The organism is Mesorhizobium sp. LNJC405B00 (assembly GCF_000502615.1).
Lineage (GTDB): Bacteria > Pseudomonadota > Alphaproteobacteria > Rhizobiales > Rhizobiaceae > Mesorhizobium.
In genome coordinates, this window is the sequence record NZ_AYWC01000006.1 from 274,444 (window position 1) to 294,645 (window position 20,202).

18 protein-coding genes are annotated in these 20,202 nt (G+C 63.0%); 4 read left to right on the forward strand and 14 right to left on the reverse strand.

Annotated elements, in window-relative coordinates; translation table 11 throughout:
- Window positions 1-15: 15 nt before the first annotated feature.
- The 11 genes from surE to X756_RS151145 form a co-directional block, all read right to left on the reverse strand.
- Complete coding sequence (gene surE, locus X756_RS151195) at window positions 16-777, reverse strand: 5'/3'-nucleotidase SurE (RefSeq protein WP_023688221.1); 762 nt, start codon at window positions 775-777, stop codon at window positions 16-18.
- Entirely contained in the window at window positions 777-2,081 is a 1,305-nt protein-coding gene (serS, locus tag X756_RS151190) for a serine--tRNA ligase (RefSeq protein ID WP_023729959.1), read from the reverse strand. The genes surE and serS overlap by 1 nt, the downstream gene beginning before the upstream one ends.
- A gap of 116 nt (window positions 2,082-2,197) precedes the next feature.
- The gene (gene tatC / locus X756_RS151185) at window positions 2,198-3,073 is read right to left on the reverse strand and encodes a twin-arginine translocase subunit TatC (RefSeq protein ID WP_023667686.1); all 876 of its coding nucleotides are present in this window, start codon (window positions 3,071-3,073) and stop codon (window positions 2,198-2,200) included.
- Complete coding sequence (gene tatB / locus X756_RS151180; RefSeq protein WP_023729960.1) at window positions 3,070-3,810, reverse strand: Sec-independent protein translocase protein TatB; 741 nt, start codon at window positions 3,808-3,810, stop codon at window positions 3,070-3,072. Before tatB ends, tatC begins: the two co-directional genes overlap by 4 nt.
- 86 nt (window positions 3,811-3,896) lie before the next feature.
- Window positions 3,897-4,118 carry a twin-arginine translocase TatA/TatE family subunit gene (locus X756_RS151175; RefSeq protein ID WP_023681650.1) on the reverse strand — a complete coding sequence of 74 codons (222 nt, stop codon included), beginning with the start codon at window positions 4,116-4,118 and terminating at the stop codon, window positions 3,897-3,899.
- Window positions 4,119-4,298: 180 nt separating this feature from the next.
- The gene (gene scpB / locus X756_RS151170; protein WP_023729961.1) at window positions 4,299-5,066 is read right to left on the reverse strand and encodes an SMC-Scp complex subunit ScpB; all 768 of its coding nucleotides are present in this window, start codon (window positions 5,064-5,066) and stop codon (window positions 4,299-4,301) included.
- Window positions 5,063-5,863 carry a ScpA family protein gene (locus tag X756_RS151165; RefSeq protein ID WP_023667690.1) on the reverse strand — a complete coding sequence of 267 codons (801 nt, stop codon included), beginning with the start codon at window positions 5,861-5,863 and terminating at the stop codon, window positions 5,063-5,065. Before X756_RS151165 ends, scpB begins: the two co-directional genes overlap by 4 nt.
- A gap of 174 nt (window positions 5,864-6,037) precedes the next feature.
- Window positions 6,038-7,057, reverse strand: a complete 1,020-nt coding sequence (gene nagZ, locus X756_RS151160; protein ID WP_023681654.1) for a beta-N-acetylhexosaminidase — start codon at window positions 7,055-7,057, stop codon at window positions 6,038-6,040.
- Between the two features lie 133 nt (window positions 7,058-7,190).
- Window positions 7,191-10,646 (reverse strand): SPOR domain-containing protein, encoded by a 3,456-nt coding sequence (locus X756_RS151155; protein WP_023729962.1) that lies wholly within the window; start codon window positions 10,644-10,646, stop codon window positions 7,191-7,193.
- Window positions 10,647-10,749: 103 nt separating this feature from the next.
- Window positions 10,750-12,513 carry an arginine--tRNA ligase gene (argS, locus tag X756_RS151150; RefSeq protein ID WP_023729963.1) on the reverse strand — a complete coding sequence of 588 codons (1,764 nt, stop codon included), beginning with the start codon at window positions 12,511-12,513 and terminating at the stop codon, window positions 10,750-10,752.
- 62 nt (window positions 12,514-12,575) lie between these two features.
- On the reverse strand, window positions 12,576-13,790 hold the full coding sequence (locus X756_RS151145) for a deoxyguanosinetriphosphate triphosphohydrolase (RefSeq protein ID WP_023729964.1): 1,215 nt from the start codon (window positions 13,788-13,790) through the stop codon (window positions 12,576-12,578).
- Between the two features lie 76 nt (window positions 13,791-13,866).
- Between X756_RS151145 and erpA the strand changes: the two genes are divergently transcribed.
- The 4 genes from erpA (at window position 13,867) to X756_RS01000000165505 (ending at window position 15,784) form a co-directional block, all read left to right on the forward strand.
- A complete protein-coding gene (gene erpA, locus X756_RS151140; protein ID WP_027050337.1) occupies window positions 13,867-14,214 on the forward strand; it encodes an iron-sulfur cluster insertion protein ErpA in 348 nt (115 codons plus the stop codon).
- 4 nt (window positions 14,215-14,218) lie between these two features.
- Complete coding sequence (locus X756_RS151135) at window positions 14,219-14,611, forward strand: VOC family protein (protein WP_023667697.1); 393 nt, start codon at window positions 14,219-14,221, stop codon at window positions 14,609-14,611.
- Between the two features lie 8 nt (window positions 14,612-14,619).
- Entirely contained in the window at window positions 14,620-15,414 is a 795-nt protein-coding gene (gene xth / locus X756_RS151130) for an exodeoxyribonuclease III (RefSeq protein WP_023729965.1), read from the forward strand.
- 151 nt (window positions 15,415-15,565) lie between these two features.
- Window positions 15,566-15,784, forward strand: coding sequence for a hypothetical protein (locus X756_RS01000000165505; protein WP_245264506.1), 219 nt, complete (start codon window positions 15,566-15,568; stop codon window positions 15,782-15,784).
- A 43-nt stretch (window positions 15,785-15,827) separates the two neighbouring features.
- Here the strand turns inward: X756_RS01000000165505 and X756_RS151125 are convergent, their stop codons facing one another.
- The 3 genes from X756_RS151125 to X756_RS151115 all read right to left on the reverse strand — a co-directional run bounded on the left by X756_RS151125 (window position 15,828) and on the right by X756_RS151115 (window position 19,888).
- On the reverse strand, window positions 15,828-16,652 hold the full coding sequence (locus X756_RS151125) for a tetratricopeptide repeat protein (protein WP_023667701.1): 825 nt from the start codon (window positions 16,650-16,652) through the stop codon (window positions 15,828-15,830).
- The gene (gene ilvD, locus X756_RS151120; RefSeq protein WP_023729966.1) at window positions 16,639-18,363 is read right to left on the reverse strand and encodes a dihydroxy-acid dehydratase; all 1,725 of its coding nucleotides are present in this window, start codon (window positions 18,361-18,363) and stop codon (window positions 16,639-16,641) included. Before ilvD ends, X756_RS151125 begins: the two co-directional genes overlap by 14 nt.
- Window positions 18,364-18,652: 289 nt before the next feature.
- The gene (locus tag X756_RS151115) at window positions 18,653-19,888 is read right to left on the reverse strand and encodes an OmpP1/FadL family transporter (protein ID WP_023729967.1); all 1,236 of its coding nucleotides are present in this window, start codon (window positions 19,886-19,888) and stop codon (window positions 18,653-18,655) included.
- Between the last annotated feature and the right edge of the window lie 314 nt (window positions 19,889-20,202).

A 20,202-nucleotide genomic window follows, 5' to 3' on the forward strand; every position in this document is an offset into this window, starting at 1 on the left:
GTTCATGCCAAAACCTTAATCAGACAGCGCTTTGGTCAGTTGGTCACGGATTTCATGCGCGGTGAGGTCGAGCTGCAGCGGCGTCACCGACACCAGCCGGTTGTGCAGAGCATGGAGATCGGTGCCTTGCTTGCCCTCGACCGGCTCGCGGCCGAAGCGCAGCCAGTAATAAGGCAGGCCGCGCCCATCGCGGCGCTCGTCGACCCAAAGGCTGTGCACAAGCTTGCCCTGCGACGTCACGACGGTGCCGGCAACCTCGTCAGGCAGGCAGTTGGGAAAGTTGGCGTTGAGCAGCACGCCGTCCGGCAGCGGCATGGCGACGAGCTTTTTCAGCAACGCCGGCGCCAGCGCCTCGGTGGTCTCATAGGGAACGACGCGGTCCTCGCCGACATAGGAATAACCCTGGCTGAGTGCGATCGAGCGGATGCCGAGCAGCGCGCCTTCCATGGCGCCGGCGACGGTGCCGGAATAGGTGACGTCGTCAGCGATGTTGGCGCCGGAATTGACACCGGACAGGATCAGGTCCGGCGCGCCAGGCAGGATCTTCTTGACGCCCATGATGACGCAGTCGGTCGGCGTGCCGCGCACGGCGTAGTGTTTCTCGCCGATCTTGCGCAGCCGGAGCGGCTCCGAGATCGACAGCGAGTGCGCGTAGCCGGACTGGTCCTGCTCCGGCGCCACGACCCAGACATCGTCCGACAGCGTGCGGGCGATGCGTTCGAGCGACGCCAGGCCCTCGGCATGGATGCCGTCATCATTGGTCAGAAGGATGCGCATTACTTCGATTCGATCTTCGCCAGACCGCCCATATAAGGCCGCAGCACTTCAGGAATGGTTACGCTGCCATCCTCATTCTGGTAGTTTTCGATGACGGCAATCAGCGCACGGCCGACAGCGGTGCCCGAACCGTTCAGCGTGTGCACAAAGCGGTTGCCCTTGCCATCCCGGTCCTTGTAGCGGGCATCCATGCGCCTGGCCTGGAAGTCGCCGCAGACCGAGCAGGACGAGATTTCGCGATAGGCGTTCTGGCCGGGCAGCCAGACCTCGATGTCGTAGGTCTTGCGCGCGCCAAACCCCATGTCGCCCGTGCACAGGACCATGGTGCGGAACGGCAGCTCCAGTCGCTTCAGCACCTCTTCCGCGCACTGCGTCATCCGCTCGTGCTCGGCGAGCGAAGACTCCTGGTCGGTGACCGAGACCAGCTCGACCTTGTAGAACTGGTGCTGGCGCAACATGCCGCGCGTGTCGCGGCCGGCGGAGCCCGCTTCCGAGCGGAAACACGGCGTCAGCGCCGTATAGCGCAGCGGCAGCTTTTCATGGGCCGTGATTTCTTCGCGCACCAGGTTGGTGAGCGGGACCTCGGCGGTTGGAATCAACCCGAGCCGGCCATCGCCATGCTGCACGAAGAACAGGTCGTCCTCGAATTTCGGCAGCTGGTTGGTCCCGAAAAGCACTTCGTCGCGCACCATCAGTGGCGGGATGACTTCTTCATAGCCATGCTCGGTCGTGTGCAGATCGAGCATGAACTGGCCGATGGCGCGCTCCATCCGCGCCAGCCCGCTCTTCAGCACGGTGAAGCGTGATCCCGACAGCTTTGCCGCCCGCTCGAAATCCATCATGCCGAGCGCTTCGCCGATCTCGAAATGCTCCTTCACCCAGTTCGGCCGAGTCGGCACCTCGCCGACGATATGCTTGACGACATTGTCGTGCTCGTCCTTGCCGACCGGCACGTCGTCGAGCGGCACATTCGGCAGCACCGTCAGCGCATCGTTCAGCGTCTTGTCGAGCTCGCGCTCGCGCGCCTCGCCATTCTGGATGAAGGTCTTGATATCGCCGACTTCGGCCTTGAGCTTTTCGGCAAGTGCCGTGTCGCCCGAACGCATGGCGTTGCCGATCTCCTTCGAGGCGGCGTTGCGGCGTTCCTGCTTGGTCTGCAGCTCGGTGACGTGCTCGCGCCGCGCTTCGTCCTTCTTGATCAGCTCATCGACCGTGGACTGCGCCTCGTCAGCCGACCACGAGCGCTTGGCCAGCGCCTCGACAAGGGCCTTCGGGTTGTCGCGAATCCATTTGATATCAAGCATGGTTGGTTCGTCCTCAGAATAAGGCTGAGGGGGTAAACCGCATCCTTCATCGATGCAAGATGAGGGTCAGCGGCTGTCGCGTTTTTCCGCTAACGCGGATACCCGAACGCGACAGCCTATGAACGAGCCTGCTTTGAGGACGCGTCCGCCGCCTTTTCGGCCACGGCTTCGGCGGCTTCCTGCTTCTCGCGCGCCAGCTTCTGCTTGACCTGATCGCGCTCGATCAGCCGGGCCGCCCAGATCGACACCTCGTAGAGCAGGATGGTCGGGATGGCCAAACCGATCTGGCTCATCGGATCAGGCGGCGTCAGCACCGCCGCGACGACGAAGGCGATGACGATCGCCCATTTGCGCTTCTCGGCCAGCGCCTTCGACGACAGCATGCCGACGCGCGTCATCAGGCTGGTCACCACCGGCAGCTGGAACACCAGGCCGAAAGAGAAGATCAGCGTCATGATCAGGCTGAGATATTCCGACACTTTCGGCAGCAGCGAAATCTGCACCTGGTCGTCGGTGCCGGCCTGCTGCATGGCGAGGAAGAACCACATCACCATCGGCGTGAAGAAGAAATAGACCAGCGACGCTCCCATCAGGAACAGGATCGGCGATGCGATCAGGAACGGCAGGAAGGCGTTGCGTTCGTTCTTGTAGAGGCCTGGCGCGATGAATTTGTAGATCTGCGTGGCGATCAGCGGAAAGGCGATGACCATGCCGCCGAACATGGCGAGCTTGACTTGGGTGAAGAAGAATTCCTGCGGCGCCGTATAGATCAGCTCGACCTTGTGCGGATCGAGCCCGGCCCACTGCGTGGCCCATTTGAACGGAACGACCAAAAGATTGAACAGCTTCTTGGCAAAGAAGAAGCAGACGAGGAAGGCGACGAAGAAACCGCCGATCGACCAGATCAGCCGCCGGCGCAGTTCGATCAGATGCTCCATCAGCGGAGCCGACGACTTCTCGATCTCGTCCTTTTCGCTGTCCGTAATGCTCACTTGGCGGCCCCCGCCGTCTTCTTGGACGCGGGCTTCGTGGCCGGCGCAGGCTTCGGCTCAGCCTTTGTGACTGCCTTCGGTGCAGCAGCGGGCTTGGTGGCGGCTTTTCCAGGTGCAGCCTTGGCGGGCGCCGCTGACTGCTTGGCCGCAACCTTCGCCGCAGGCGCCGGCTTTGCCGGTGCTGCCTTGGCTGCCGCTGTTTTGGTTGCCGGGGCCTTTGATATCGCGGCCCCCTTGGCGCGCGCGTTTCGTGGCGCTGCTGTTGCTGCAGCCGGTGTCACCACCGCCTCGTCGGTCATCGCCGGAAGGATCGGCGCCGCCGGCGCTGTTTCCGGTCCGTTGACGCCGGGCATCACCGTCGCGCCGTTCTTGAGCGGCTCGGCCGCCTGTGGTGTTTCTGCCGCCGGCGTTGCGGGGTCGACGGCGGGCTTCGGCTTCATCACCGCATCGACGCCGGAGCGAACCTCTGCTGCCGCCTGTTCGAACGGATTGAGCTGCTTGCGGATCTCGGCCGCCGGATTGAGGCCGCGCAGCGTATCGACCGACTTCTTGACGTCGTCGAGCTCGGCTTCCTTCAATGCCTCGTTGAACTGCTTCTGGAAGTCAGAGGCCATGGCACGCAGCTTCGCCGTCGTGCGGCCGAAGGTGCGCAGCATATTGGGCAAATCCTTGGGTCCGACGACCACGATCATGACGATCGCGATCACCAGCATTTCGGTCCAGCCGACTTCAAACATGGCAATCAGTTCCGACTAGTGCTTGTCGCCCAAAAGTGCGAAGCGGTTTTGGGACAACGACTTGCACAAAAGCAACAACCTTGGGCTCAGCTCTTGCTGGCCTTTTCCTTCACTGCCGAAACGGTCTCGTCCGGGCGGTGCTCGACGGTGCGCTTGTCTTCGGCGGTATCGTCGTCGGCCATGCCCTTCTTGAAGCTCTTGATGCCCTTGGCCATGTCACCCATCAGCTCGGGAATCTTGCCGCGGCCGAACACCAGCAGCACGATCACCAGCACGATCATCCAGTGCCAAATCGAAAATGAACCCATTGTAACTCTCTCTCGAATGTTTTCCCTGGCGATGATCTATGCGTTTTCGCGTTGGGATTCAAACACAACAGCGACAAAGTTTATGAAGGCGCGGTCTATGTCACGCATTTTCGGCAAAGCTGCCCGCTACCAATCGGCGCATCTACCGCAGCAATGCAGCTTTTTGACAGCGGCTTGCGGTCAATCTTCCGTGACGCGCGGCGTCAGCAGGCCGAGTTCCTCGAGATCGATGTCGGTCAACGCATCCTCGTCCTCGGTCAGCGCGTCCGGATCGGCCGGCGGCAACGGGATGGCGAAATTCGACGGCATGCGGCCGGAGAGCAGCCCTGCCCCCTTCAGTTCGTCCATCCCGGGAAGATCGCGGATCTCCTCCAGTGCGAAATGGTCGAGGAAAGTGTCTGTCGTGCCGTAGGTGACGGGACGGCCGGGCGTGCGGCGGCGGCCGCGCATGCGCACCCATTCCGTTTCGAGCAGCGTATCCAGCGTGCCCTTCGAGGTCTCGACGCCTCTGATGTCCTCGATCTCGGCGCGCGTCACCGGCTGGTGGTAGGCGATGATCGCCAGCACTTCGAGCGCGGCGCGCGACAGCTTGCGCTGCTGCACCGTGTCGCGGCTCATCAGGAAGGCGAGATCGCCGGCGGTACGGAACGCCCAGGCATCGCCGACCCGAACCAGATTGACGCCGCGCCGCGCATAGATCTGCTGCAGCTCAGCCATGGCAGCGGCAATGCTGATGCCATCGGGCAATCTGGCTGCGAGCTGCTTTTCGCTGACCGGCTCGGCGCTGGCGAACACGATCGCCTCGGCCATGCGTATGGCTTCGGCCATATGCAGCCGTTCGCCAGGATTCAGAAGCAGGGTATCAGTCGGGTCCTGGGCGATAGTGCCCTCCTCGGTCTCTTCTTCGACCTTGAACGGAATGACCGAAGCGTTGGCGCGTTCGCTCATGATGCCACCTCGACTGCCTTGATTGGTTGCGCGCGGCCGCGCAGATAGAGCGGCGCGAACACCTGGTCCTGTCGCATCTCGATGCTGCCTTCGCGCACCAGTTCCAGCGACGCCGCGAACGAGCTGGCAATCGCGGTACGCCGTTCGTCCGGGCTGGTCAGGTAATTGATCAGATAGCTGTCCAGCGCCGTCCAGTCGCGCAGCGAGCCGATCAGCCGGGTCAGGATATCGCGCGCATCCTTGAGCGACCACACGCCACGCCGGGCAATTGTCACATTGGTGATCGCCTGTTTCTGGCGCTGCTGCGCATAGGCGGTGAGCAAATCGTAGAGCGAGGCCGAATAGGCGTTACGCTTCTCGACGATGACCATTTCAGGCATGCCGCGTGCAAACACGTCGCGGCCGAGCCGGTTGCGGTTGACCAGCCTTGCCGAGGCGTCGCGCATGGCCTCCAGACGCTTCAGCCGGAACTGCAGCACCGCGGCCAGTTCCTCGCCGCTTTCGCCTTCCTCGCCGGGCTGCTTGGGGATGAGGAGCTTCGACTTGAGGAAGGCCAGCCACGCCGCCATCACCAGGTAGTCGGCGGCAAGCTCAAGCCTCAGCGCCCTCGCCGTCTCGACGAAGGTCAGATATTGCTCGACCAGCGCCAAGATGGAAATCCGCGACAGATCGACCTTTTGGTTGCGGGCGAGATGCAGCAAGAGGTCGAGCGGACCTTCGAACCCGGCGACGTCGACGACCAGCGACGGGTCGCCGGTGACCCGTGAATCGTCGTTCTCGGCCCACAGACGGTCCATCGGTGCGGCCTTCGCAGCCTTGCTGTCCAATGTCTCCGCCACTTGTTCCTTTACCTCTGGTTAGAGCATGATGCCGAAAAGTGTGAAGCGGTTTTCGGACGACATCATGCTCTCTCTATCTAATTTAGAGACGGATTCAGATTTCAGGTCGAACAGACCTGAAATCATCCGTCTCTAGGCCACCGCATCGAAATAGGTGGCAAACTCGGCGCGTATCTCGGTTTCGTCGGCCCGGTCGCGATCCCTTATATAGGTCAGCGCCCGCTTGGCGCGCTCCAGCGACGTCCCTTCAAGTCCCGTGGTTCGCGATGCGATGCCCGCCATCTCCTCGAAAACGCCATTGCAGTGAAGGACCAGATCGCAGCCCGCCGCAAGGATCGAGGCCGCCTTTGTCGGGAAATCCCCAGAAAGTGCCTTCATCGAGGTGTCATCGCTCATCAACAGCCCGTCGAAGCCGATCTCGCGGCGGATGATCTCGTCGATGACCTTGCCTGAGGTGGTCGCTGGGTTGTTCGGATCGATGGCGCTGTAGACGACATGCGCCGTCATCGCCATCGGCAGATGGCTAAGCTCGCGGAACGGGGCGAAATCATGCCGCTGCAGGTCGCTCAGCGAGGCATCGACCACAGGCAGTTCGAAATGCGTGTCGGCAAAGGCGCGCCCGTGACCCGGAATGTGCTTCATGACCGGCAGCACGCCGCCCGACATCAGCCCTTCCGCCGCCGCGCGGCCGAGTTCGATGACCGGGCGCGGCTCCTTGCCATAGGCGCGCGCGCCGATGACGTCGCTGGCGCCCTCGATCGGCACGTCCAGCACCGGCAGGCAATCGGCAGAGATACCGTAGCGTAACAGGTCGAAGGCGTGCAGCCGCGCCATCAGCCAGGCAGCGCGGGTGCCGGCATCATGGTCCTTGCGCCACAATGCACCGAGCGCGCCGCCGGCGGGATAGTTCGGCGCCAGCGGCGGCCGCAGGCGCTGCACCCGGCCACCTTCCTGGTCGATGAACACCAGCGCATCGGGGCGCCCGATACAGTCGCGCATTTCGGCGACCAGATCGCGGATCTGCTCGGTTTCGCCGATGTTGCGCGCAAACAGGATGAAGCCCCACGGGCATTCATTGCGATAGAAACGGATTTCTTCGCGGGTCAGCGATTTCCCGGCACAGCCGAGGATCATGGATTTTGATTCGGTCATTCCACCAGTTTAGGGCTTCGCGCCGGCAAAGGGAATCTCCCCGGACGGCAAGCGCCTCAACCTCTCGCCCATCCACATGAAAAAGCCGGCGCGACCCTTGGGAACGCACCGGCTCTGATAATTGGATCCGGCCTTACCGAGACACGAAGCAGTTGCCGCCGGCAGCCTTGTAGCTGGTGCACAGATTGATCGCATCGTTGCGCGATTGCGCAGGCACCCGGACACGGTAGAAGGTGCCCTTGCCGGCGATCTCCGCCTTGACGATGTTGGCGGTGCGACCGGCGAGCACATTTCCATAGCGGCGCTGCAGGTCGGCGTAGTTGGCCTGGGCGCTTTCGACCGTCGGCTGCGAAGCGATCTGCATCGACCACGAACCGCCCGATGTCGAAGCCGTCGCCGGGATGGAGGCAACCTGGTCGGGCTTGACCTCGCCGACCACGTCGACCGGCTGGTCGGACGGGCGCTGCGGCGCCACGGCAACCGTCTGCGGCGTGTTGGCGGACTGGGTCTCAGCCTTCGGCGCAGCCGCCGGCTTCACCGGCTTGACCGGCTTGGCGGTCTCGGCACTTGCCTGGTCGCTATTTGCCTGATCGGCAGGCGCCACGGTGCCGGTCTGCTCGGCATCGGCCGAAGGGGCGACGTGCTGCGGCGCCGGGTCAAGCGGCTCAGTCGCCGCAACCTGCGGCGCGGCCGGCGTCGAGTCCTCGCGTGCCACCAACGAGCCGTCGGGCTTGACCACCATGGTCCGCACCTTGCGCGGGGCAACGGCGACCGTATCGGGGTTCTTCTCGGCTTCCTGCAGCACCTGCGCAATGCGGTCCTCGGATTTTGGCGCCGGCGCGACAGCCGCGTCGGGGTTGCCGGCAGCGTCGGGGTTGACGGCAGCTTCGGGGTTGCCGGCAGCGTCGGGGCCTGGGGCAGTATCGTCGGGCGACAGATCGACGACGCGGCTTTCAGGCTCCTGCGCCTTCACATCGACCGGCTCTTCGGTGTTGGTGACCAGCTTCTCCTGAACCGGCTCGGCCGGCTTGGTGCCCTTGGCGACCGCATCGTAAACCTTGTTGTCCTGGTTCGGCACCACGGCGCCGCCCGGATTTTCGGGCTTGACCTTGATCGGCCTGTTGTCGGCTTTGACAATGACCGGCGCATCGCTGCCGCCCTTGCCGCCGAACGACAAGGCGAAGGCGCCAAGGCCGCCGGCAATCGCAACCGCAGCAACGACCCCCGCGACCAGCAGCCCGCTCCTGCGCGGCCGTGCGGCTTCCTGCTCGGCGAGGCCCGGCACCGCCATTGCCTCGTCCAGATCCGGATCGTAGTCGAGTTCGTCGACCGCGAAATCGTCGGCCTGCGAAACCGGCTGGCTGCCGGGCAGATCGTCCATGTCGAAGCCGCCGGCGGCATCGGCGTGGTGAGCTTGCGTGGCTGCAAGCACTTCGGCTGGCCGCGCCGCATAGGCGCGCTGGTCGAGCTCGTGGCCCGAACTGAAGCTGGAACTGTAGGAATCGTCATCATAGCCGGCACTGCGTGCGGCAGTGGGCGGCGCCACTTCCACCGCGTTCATGTCGTTGAGCATGCCGGCGAATTCGGCGTCGATGTCGTCATAGGCGGCCGGCTCGTCTTGCTCGAAGCTGAGTTCTGGAATGTCGAGGTCGTCGGCAATCGCCACCACACGCTCCGGCACATCGACCGTCTCGACATCCGGCATCTCGTCATAGGCCTGAGGCGGCGCCTGGCGCGATGGCGTCGGCGCCACATAGGCAGCAGCGGCAACCGGCTGGTCGCGATAGCTTGGCGCTGCCGCCGGCGGCATGGACGGCTTTTCTGCAAAAGCAGCTTGCGGCTGCGCTGCAAAAGAAGGTTTCGGCTGCGCTGCAAAGGAAGGCTGGGCCGGGGTGGGAGTCACGCGGCTCCACGAACGCGCCGGCTCCGGCGGCGTCGAGCGCCAGTCGCCAGCGACCGGTGCTGCCGTATCGTCATGACCGAGATCGATGCCCTTGGCCAGCGCCGCGTCGAAGGCGTGATCATCGAACTCGATCTCGGGCACATGGCCTTCAAGTTCGCCGGCAAGCAGATCGTCGAAATCGGCATCGTCCGCCTGGGCCTCCTGAGGAGCAGGCGCGTGTTCGTCTAGGTCCCAGTCGAGATTATCGACCGGAGCGACCGGCGTCGCGACGGACCGCTGCACCGGGGCAACCGGCTCATAAGTCCTGGTGGGCTCGATGGCGGCAGCCCTGGTGGGCTCGGTGACCACCGGAATCGGGGCGACTGGCGCCGGGCGTGGTGTGGTCATGGCGCCAAGCAGCGCGTTGAGTTCATCTTCCAACGTCCGTTCGTCAGCGACCGGAGCGGCCGGGGTCGCCATATTGGTAGGCGCCACATAGGCTGGTGCGACCGGAGTTGGCTGAACCGGAGCGGGTGCGGTCTCGGCCACCGGCTCGTGATCGGCAAGCGCATCATCGATGCTCAGATCGAAATCGTCGAATGCTTCGTGCGCAGTCTCATGAGAGGGGCTGGCCTCCACGGTCCAGGCCGGCGTCTCGTCCACTTCCGGCGCATCCATCTCAACCGGCGCGCTGGCCTGCAGATCGCTGACATCCAGATCGCGCTCTTCCGGATCCTCGGCCTCAACAGGCTGAGCCTCGAAAGCCTGAGGCTCGAAATGCTCGGCCGCAAAATCCTGGGCTGCAAAATCCTGGGCTGCAAAATCCTGGGCCGCAAAGTCCATGTCGACATCGGCCATCGCGTCATCGAAATGACCCGCAGAATCCTCGTCGGCAACAGCGTGGTCGGCGGAGCCGACGGCGTCGAAGGTATGGATCGGCGCCTCGGCTACTGGCGCGGCATACTGGTCCTGCGCCGGCGCAGGACCGTCCAGCGTCAGCTCGTCTTCCAGCGACATCGAGACGGCATTGTCGAAATCATCGTCGAACGCGAGATCGTCGGCAGGCGCAGCAGCAACCTGCGCGACATCTGCGGCATGGGCGACGGTCGCATCGTCATCGAGCAGCAACCCCTGCTCGAGCGAAGCGGCAAGCTCGTCATCCATCGGCAGGTCGTCTTCGAGCGGCGATACGTTTTCCAGTGAACTGGCCACGGCATTGTCGAAATCGTCATCGAATGCAGCTTCGTCGAATGCGGGCTCGGCAAACCAAGGTTCGGCAACCGAGGGTTCAACGGGAGCAGCCGCAGCCTGCGGGGCAGCGCCGAAATCCAGATCGGCGGCATCGTCGAAGACGAAATCATATTCCAGCGAAGCAGCCAGCGCATCGTCCATCGCGGCATCGGTGGTTTCGAAAGCCGGCTCGCGAATCTCGGCAGCAGGTTCGTAGGGCTCAGCGGCAGGCTGGTGAACCTCGGGAGCTGGCTGGCTGGCCTCCATGGAACCGACTTCATCGCCGAATTCGCCCATCAACTCCTTCTCGAGGTCGATGTCGAAATCGCCCTCGTCCGCAGCCGTCTCGACGGCTGGCGCCTGCGGCTTGACCGGCTGGCGCGGATCGAAACCCATGATCCTGGTCAGTTCAGCGAACGGATCATCTTCGGCGATGTCGTTGTTGTCGGCTACTCTCAGCTGGGTTCTGTCTGCCATTATTGTTCCCGAACTCGCACTCATTCGGACGCCATGGACGTCGCGTAGGGTTGGCCCTTACCAGCGCAATGTGGGCAAATGGTGACAGGTGTTTTAGTTAAACCTAACGCATCTCAGTGGGCGCATCAGCCCCAATCAGCGTCAGGCCGGAGGTCAAAACATCCGAAACAGCCTGCACCAGCCCTAGTCTGGCATGAGTCAATTGTCGGTCGTTAACCTTAACAAAACGTAAGTCGGCATTCTCGGTGCCCCGATTCCAGTGTCCATGGAAGCTGGAAGCCAGATCGTAGAGGTAGAATGCCAGCCGGTGCGGCTCCAGCGCAAGGGCCGCAGATTCGACCAGCCGGGGATATTCAGCCAGCTTCCGGATCAGGCCGATCTCGCCCTCATCGGTGAGCGACGCCGAGGCCGCGGCCAGGCTGTTGCGGTCGAAATTGGCCTCGCCCAGTTGCTCGCTCGCCTGCCGGAACACCGAATGACAGCGCGCCGAAGCGTACTGCACGTAGAACACGGGATTGTCCTTGGACTGTTCGGTGACCTTGGCGAAATCGAAGTCGAGCGGCGCGTCGCTCTTGCGGTAGAGCATCATGAAGCGGATCGCATCGCGGCCCACCTCCTCCACCGCTTCGCGCAAGGTCACGAAGTCGCCCGACCGCTTCGACATCCGAACCGGTTCGCCATCGCGAAACAGCTTCACCAGATTGCACAGGAGCACCGTGAGTTGCAGCTTCAGATCATCGCCTGCAATCGCCCGCGCCAGCGCTTCCAGCCGCTTGACGTAGCCGCCATGGTCGGCGCCCAGCACATAGATCAGGCCGACGAAACCGCGGTCGACCTTGTCCTTGAGATAGGCGACGTCGGCGGCGAAATAGGTGAACGAGCCGTCGGACTTGACCAGCGCCCTGTCCATGTCGTCGCCGACCGCCGTCGAGCGGAACAGCGTCTGCTCGCGATCTTCCCAGTCGTCCGGCTTCTCGCCCTTGGGCGGCGGCAGCTTGCCCTTGTAGATATGGCCCTTCAGCGTCAGATCGTTGATCGCCGAGCGGATTTTTTTGGCATTGTCGGCATGCAGCGTGCGCTCGGAGAAGAAAACGTCGTGATGCACATTGAGCAACGCCAGATCCTCGCGGATCATCACCATCATGGCGTCGATCGTGCGGTCCTTGACGATTGCCAGCGACTGATCGTCGGGCATCTGCAAGAGCTTGCGGCCAAATTCGGCAGCCAGCGCCTGACCGACCGGCACAAGATAGTCGCCGGGATAGAGACCGGCCGGTATCTCGCCAATGTCGTCGCCCAGCGCTTCGCGGTAGCGCAGGAAGGCCGAACGCCCGAGCACGTCGATCTGCGCGCCGGCGTCGTTGATGATGTATTCCTTGGTGACGTCATAGCCGGCGAAGGCCATCAGATTGGCGAGCGTGTCGCCGACAACCGCGCCCCGGCAATGGCCGACATGCATCGGCCCGGTCGGATTGGCCGAGACATATTCGACATTGGTCTTCTTGCCGCCACCAATGGTCGAGCGGCCGTAGTTTTGCCCCTCGCCGAGCACCGCGGTCAGATGTGCCTGCCAGAAAGCGTCCTTGAGCCGGAGATTGACGAAGCCGGGACCGGCGACGTCGGCTTCGGCAACATCGGCGTCGCTGAGCAGCACTTCCACCAGCCGCTCGGCCAGCGCCCGCGGGTTGTGCCCTGTCGGCTTGGCCAGTACCATCGCCGCATTGGTGGCGAGATCGCCATGGCTGGCGTCGCGCGGCGGCTCGACGGCGATGCGCGACAGGTCGGGCGAAACGCCATTACTGTCTTTCAAATCAAGCGCTTCGACGGCTTTTGTGATTCGCGCGCTGAAATCGGCGAAGATGTTCATGGGTCTTGCTCTGGCGGACTGTGCAGGGGAACCGGCTCATTGGCCGGCAAATCGCGCCCGCCCTAGCTTAAATCGGGCGTATGGTCAAACAGACGGCGGTGTTCCTTCAAGGCGTAGGTATCCGTCATCCCCGCCAGGAAATCGGCGACGCTGCGCGCCTTGATGCGGTCCTCCGCCCGGTCGAGCCCCTCCCGCCAGCCGTCCGGCATGGCGCGCGGATCGGCGAAATAGACATCGAACAGGTCGCGCACGATCTGCTCGGCCTCAATGCGAACGCGCATCACCTCGTCATGCCGGTAGAGATGCTTGTAAAGAAAGGTCTTCAAATCCTTCTCGGTCGCCGCCATGTCTGCGGAAAAGGTCACCATCGTCTCGCCCGCCGCCCGCACCGCTTCGGCGCTGTCAGGCTTGATGCGCTCCAGATTGGCGGTGGTGGAAACAATGACGTCCTCGACCATCATCGTGATCTGCCGGCGCATCAGCTCATGGCCGGTGCGCACATCGTCCAGGCCCGGATAGCGCGCGCGCACGCTTGCCAGGATCGATCCCGGCAGCGCCACCGTTTCCAGCATGTCCAAGGTCAGGAAGCCGGAGCGCAGGCCGTCGTCGATGTCATGGGTGTTGTAGGCGATATCGTCGGCGATCGCAGCACATTGCGCCTCGATGCCGGCGAAATGGTCGAGTTCGAGGTCGTGCAACTCGGAATAGTCGCGGATCGCCTGCGGCACCGGGCCTTTGAGCCCTTTTCCCTTGGCGTCGGTCAGCGGGCCATTGTGCTTCACCAGGCCTTCCAGCGTTTCCCAGGTCAGGTTCAGCCCGTCGAACTCGGCATAGCGCCGCTCCAGCCGCGTCACCACGCGCAGCGACTGCGCATTGTGGTCGAAGCCGCCCCATTGGGCCATCCGCTCGTTCAGCGCGTCCTCGCCGGTATGGCCGAACGGCGTGTGACCGAAATCGTGCACCAAGGCGACCGCCTCGGCCAGATCCTCGTCGCCGCGCAGCGCTCGCGCCAGAGCCCGCGCAATCTGCGCCACCTCGATCGAATGCGTCAGCCGGGTGCGGTAGTGATCTCCTTCATGGGCGACGAACACCTGCGTCTTGTGCTTCAGGCGGCGGAAGGCAGTCGAATGAATGATACGGTCGCGGTCGCGCTGGAATGGCGTGCGAGTCGGGCTCTCGACCTCGTCATAGAGCCGCCCGCGCGACCTGGCTGGGTCGCTGGCATAGGCCGCGCGCGGCCGATAGCCGAACCCAATGTCGCCAAGCTCATTTGTCATGGCTGATGCCGCCGCAGTTGACTTGCCCCTTCCCGCTTCATACCTATCATGTGAAACCGAAAGCAAGGTGACGCCCATGGGCGCTGATGCCAAGACTGCCATGAAAGTCGAGATGACCGAGTCCGCCGCCAGGCGGATCGCGAAAATCGTCTCTGGCGAGGCCGGCAAGACGGCGCTGCGCGTCTCCGTAGAGGGCGGCGGCTGCTCCGGCTTTTCCTACAAGTTCGACCTGGTCGATACGCGCAACGACGACGACGTCGCCATCGAAAAGGACGGCGCCACCGTGCTGATCGACGATTTGTCGCTGGTCTATATGGGCGGCTCGGTGATCGACTTCGTCGACGATCTGATGGGCCAATCGTTCCAGATCCGCAACCCCAATGCAGTCGCCTCCTGCGGCTGCGGCACCAGTTTCTCCATCTAGGCAGATGTCCGGCGTCGGCCCGGTCCGTCAGGTCGCACTGTCGGCCGGGCGCGATCTCGACGTGACGCTGGCCTTCTGGCGCGATGTGCTCGGCCTCAACGTTCACGCCCGCTACGATCCGCCGGGCATCGCCTTCATCATGGCCGGTGATATCAGGTTGCTGTTCACCGATGGCGTTCCGGCCGGCACCGTCTATCTCGATATAGCCGGGCTCGAAGCCTTCCACGCCGAGGCGAAAGCGTCCGGCGTTCCCTTCACCGCACCGCCGGCGCTCGTCCACAACGACACCGAAGGCACGTTCGGAACGGCGGGGGAAAGCGAGTGGATGGCCTTTCTAAAGGACCCGGCAGGCAATACGATCGGGCTTGTCGAACGTCTTTCGCCCGAACATCCCTGAGGCCGCCCATGAAAATCGTCACCTGGAACATAAACGGCATTCGCGCCCGCATCGGCAACCTCACCCACTGGCTGAGCGAAAGCCAGCCCGACATCGTCTGCCTGCAGGAGATCAAGTCGGTCGACGAGCAGTTCCCGCGCGCCGAGATCGAGGCGCTTGGCTACAACGTGGAAACCCATGGCCAGAAGGGCTTTAACGGCGTCGCCCTGCTGTCGAAGCTTCCCTTCGACGAGGTTATCAGGGGCCTGCCCGGTGATGACACCGACGAGCAGGCGCGCTTCATCGAGGGCGTGTTCTCGACCGACCAGGGCGCGCTGCGCGTCGCCTCGCTCTATCTGCCCAACGGCAATCCCATCGATGACGAGAAGAAATTTCCTTACAAGCTGGCCTGGATGGAGCGGCTGCATCGCTGGGCCGAGCAGCGGCTGCTTCTGGAGGAGGCGCTGGTGCTGGCCGGCGACTACAATGTCATCCCCGAGCCGGTCGATGCGCGCTTCCCCGAGAACTGGCTTGGCGATGCGCTGTTCCAGCCGCAGACCCGGCAGGCCTTCCGGCGACTGAAGAATCTCGGCTTTACCGAGGCGGTGCGCGCCGTCACCGATGCGGCCGACGTCTACACCTTCTGGGACTACCAGGCCGGCGCCTGGCAGAAGAACAACGGCATCCGCATCGACCATCTGCTGTTGTCGCCCGAAGCGGCCAACCGCTTTTCCTCGGCCTCGATCGAAAAGCATGTGCGCGCCTGGGAAAAGCCTTCCGATCATGTGCCGGTGGCGATTGATCTGGCGCTGCTGCCGGCCTGATATCAGCCGAAACCCTGATATCGCCACAATCGCGCCATTCAGTCAGAGATCAGCATGGCGGCTGGGGTTCCATGGCACTACGATTCCTCCTTTGCCCGATCGGCCTAGCATTTGCCATAGCCTCCCCTGCAGCGGCACTTGCCGACCAGCAGTGCCGGCCAATGGCAAGTCCTACCAGGTCGGCCAGGTCACCTGCCTGACGGTTTCAGACAAGAGCCATATGGCCCGCTGCGACCTGGTGCTCAACAACACCTCATGGACCAAGATCGGCGATACCTGTCCCGACAGCACGATTAAGCCGCATCTGCACGTCACGCCGATCTCGATGCCGGTGCACAGAGCGGTGCCGGCGGAACTCACCGAGAACTGATGGATGTGAGCTAATTTCCCCCTTGAGGGGGAGATTGGCAATTTCACTGGTCGCCGCCGCCCTTGGTCAGGATGTCGTCGGCAAGCGAAATCGCCGTGCGGCGGTCGGCTTCGCCGGCGGCGGCAAATGCCTCTTCCTGCATGCCGCGGATCCATGGCTGGTCGCTCGGCGAGGCGCGTTCGAGCGCGGCGGTCATCATGGCCAGCCCGCGCACGATCTTGCCGCTCTGGAACAGAAGATTGCCAAGAGTCGCCTGGGCGCCGGCATGGCCTTTTTCGGCGGCGAGCTGGAACCAGCGGCCGGCCTGCTTGACGCTGGCCTTGACGCCGCCCTCGCCCTTCAGGAACATCTGGCCCATCTCGAACTGGGCGTTCGGGTTGCGGTAATTGGCGGCCGCGCGCATGTAATATTCCTGCGCCGCGACCTCGTTTTCCTCGACCGGGCTGCCGGGGATGCCTGTCCGGAGATAGTCGCCCAGCGCCACCAGCGCGTCGGAGACATAGCTTTCCTCCGGCGATCCCGGCTCGACATCCTGATCGACGATCTCGGAGAAGAATTTGAAGGCCGCATAGTCGTCGCGCGTCACGCCGTCGCCTTCGGCGTACATGCGCGCGAGCTTCCAGGTGGCGCCGATCTGGCCGTTCTCGGCGGCGTATTTATAGGCCTCGACCGCCTGTTCCTTATGGCCGCTCTTGTAGGCGGAGAAGCCGAACTGGAACACGGCCCATGGGCTCGATTGCGGCTTCACGCCGGTCTTGTCGTCGAACACCTTGTCGTCGAAGGCCATGGCCTGGCCCACGGCGCCAAAGATCGCAACAGCGACCAGTGCCGGAAGGACAGACGACCTCAACAACTCAGATATCCGCATAGCAATGTGTTTCTTTGGCACCGCCCGGATGGGTGACCGCGCCGTGGCGGGCAGGCCCTACCGTCTGTGCGTATTTCCAGATCGCGCCCGACTGATAGTCGGTCGTGCGCGCCTTCCAGGCCTTCGCCCGCGTTGCCAGTTCGGCCTCGGACAGGTCGACCGCGATCGTGCCTTTGGTTGCATCGATCGAGATCACATCGCCGTCTTTCAAGAGCCCGATCGGGCCGCCAACGGCAGCTTCGGGCCCGACATGGCCGATGCAGAAACCGCGCGTTGCGCCCGAAAAGCGGCCGTCGGTGATGAGGGCTACCTTGCCGCCCATGCCCTGGCCGTAGAGAGCCGCCGTCGTCGACAGCATCTCGCGCATGCCCGGGCCGCCACGCGGACCTTCATAGCGGATGACGAGAACCTCGCCTTCCCGGTAGTTGCGGTGCGTGACCGCCTCGAAACATTCCTCTTCCGAATCGAAACAGCGTGCCGGGCCTGAGAATTTCAGCTCCGTCATGCCCGCGACCTTTACGATCGCACCTTCGGGGGCAAGGTTGCCCTTCAAGCCCACGACACCGCCGGTTTGGGTGATTGGTCGGTTGGCGGGACGGACCACATCCTGGCTATCATTCCAGACAACGTGCTCCATGTTTTCGGCCAAAGTGCGGCCAGTCACGGTCAGGCAGTCGCCATGCAGATAGCCATGGTCGAGCAGCGTCTTCATCAAGAGCGGAATGCCGCCGGCCTCGAACATGTCCTTGGCGACATATTTGCCGCCGGGCTTCAGGTCGGCGATGTAAGGCGTCTTCTCGAAAATCGCGGCGACGTCGAAAAGGTCGAACTTTATCCCGGCCTCGTGCGCAATGGCCGGCAGATGCAGCGCCGCATTGGTCGAGCCGCCGGTTGCCGAAACCACGGTCGCGGCATTCTCCAGCGCCTTCAGGGTGACGATGTCGCGCGGCCGGATGTTCTTGGCGATCAGCTCCATGATCTTTTCGCCGGAAGCGAAATTGAAGCGGTCGCGCATCTCGTAAGGCGCCGGCGCGCCGCAGGAGTACGGCAGCGCCAGGCCGATCGCCTCGGCGACGGTGGCCATGGTGTTGGCTGTGAACTGGGCCCCGCAGGAGCCGGCGGACGGACACGCCGCCTGCTCGATCTCGAGCAGTTCGGCATCGCTGACCGTGCCGACCGAATGCTGGCCGACTGCTTCGAACACGTCCTGCACAGTGATCTGGCGGCCGCGATAGGAGCCCGGCAGGATCGAGCCGCCATAGATGAAGATCGACGGCACGTTGAGCCGCACCATGGCCATCATCATACCGGGCAGCGACTTGTCGCAGCCGGCAAGGCCGACCAGCGCATCGTAGCAATGGCCCCGCATGGTGAGTTCGACCGAATCGGCAATGACATCGCGCGACACCAGCGACGACTTCATGCCCTGGTGCCCCATGGCGATGCCGTCGGTGACGGTGATGGTGCAGAATTCGCGCGGCGTGCCGTTTGCGGCCGCCACACCTTTCTTGACCACTTGCGCCTGGCGCATCAGCGAGATGTTGCAAGGCGCCGCCTCGTTCCAGCAGGAGGCAACGCCGACCAGCGGCTGCGCGATCTCGGCCGCAGACAGGCCCATGGCATAGAGATACGAACGGTGCGGCGCACGCGCCGGACCGACGGTCACATGGCGGCTAGGGAGCTTGGCCTTGGAAATGACTCTGGCGTCCATACTCTTCCTTGCCGCGGGCGGTGCGGCCTGCCCCATCGCCGAGCCTTCTGGCGCGTGTCCCGAGACAAATTCGAGGTGCGCCGGGTTTATGGCGGGAAATGGGCAATTTCTTCGGCCGGGGCCGCAGCGCGGGGGTTGGCCGGGAACTGTTGCCAAAACGTCACAATCGCGAGAGGCGAAAGTGATGAGACGGATTTGCAACGCCGGCGCGTGGCGGCACGGCTCAACACCGTGCCTCAAACGAAAAAGGCCGGGCAAGTGCCCGGCCTTTGTGTGAATTTTCAGAGGCTTAGAAGTTGATCTTGAGGCCGCCAGAAATGGCCGTGACCAGATCGTTGCCGAAATCATAGCTGACGTCAGTGCCGGCTTGGTAGCCGTTGTCGCCATTCACGACCCCTGAATGGCCGCTGGTCAGCACGCCGACCGCGCCGGCCAGACGCACTTCGATATTGCGCGAAGGCGTGTAGGCGACGCCGCCGCCCAACGTCCAGGTGTCGGTCTGCGAGCCGTAGCCGTGTGATGTGCCGCGATCCCAGGAAAGCTGGCCGGCCGCGCTCCACTCATCGTTGAACTTGTGGCCGATGCCGCCCGTAACCGTCCAGCCATCGCGATACATCAGGTCCAGCGAGGTAATCTGGCCTGAATGCAGAGCATCACCCGTAACGCATGCCGCAGCGGGAGTACCTACGACGCAAATCGGAACACTCTGCAGCAGGCTCCAGTTGACCCATTTGAGCGAACCGAAGGCGAGCCAGCCGGGCGCAATGCCTGACTGCAACTTCAATTCCACCGTATCCGGCATGTACTGCGTCGCACCATAGATCGGCAGCACGACAAGGCCAACATGCGTCAAGTCCAGCGTGCCTGAGATGTTGTCGAGCTTGACCCGCGAATTGTAGACGAGGCTGGCGCGCAGCGCGATTTCTGGGATTTCATAGGCAAGGCCGGCGCGCCAGCCCCAGCCCGTGCCCTTGAGATCAACACGGCCGGTTCCCTGGAAACCCGGTACCAGCGGCGACACCAGGTCTTCCTTGAAGCCATAGACTTCCTGGTAATAAACGCCGCCGATGAAGCGAACCTGGCCTTTGCCGGCATCCATCTTGTAAGAACAAGTGCCGGCGTAGTTGTTGCTCTTGATGTCGGTTTCCATGTTGGACTCGGCACCGGCCCACAGACCCGGATTTGTGTGCGCGCCCCACGGCTGCGAGTAGTCGAACATGCAGTCGACGCCCTTGACGACCTCGGCCTTGACGCCGATGCGCGGCACCCAGTAGCTCTTGCTGTCTTTCGCCGTGCTGCCCAGGAATGTAAGATCGCCGTCACTCGGATCGGTATCGACCGCGTTCTTGAGCTTGCGCTGTGGCATCACATAAGTCGCCTCGGCTTCCGTGGCGAACGGAGCTGGGTCAAACAGAAGGTCAATGTCGTAGCCACCGCGCTCGATGCCGCCGGCATGCGCGGAACCGATCAGGCCCAGCGAAAAACACCCCGCCCCCAGCAGTGTTTTCAAACGCAAATTGTTCATGGATGTCCTCCCCGAAATTCCAGTGCGTCAAGCTAGAACCAATTCGGGTTAACGGTGCAACAATGAATTGAAATAGCGTACATGTACGCACTTGCGGAACGCATTTCGGACAAAGTGGCGCGCCGCGCAAGCATGCCGGAAAATGGCCATTTGAGCGGCAATCGGCGCAAAAAATCATGAAAAACCGCTCTAAACAGTATAAAACCCGGCTGTTTTACCGGCATTAGGCCCCATTGTTACATTATGGCAACAATGGGGCGCAAACTTTCCGTTTACGTCAACATTAACGTTACGGAATGCCTGTTTTTCTGGCA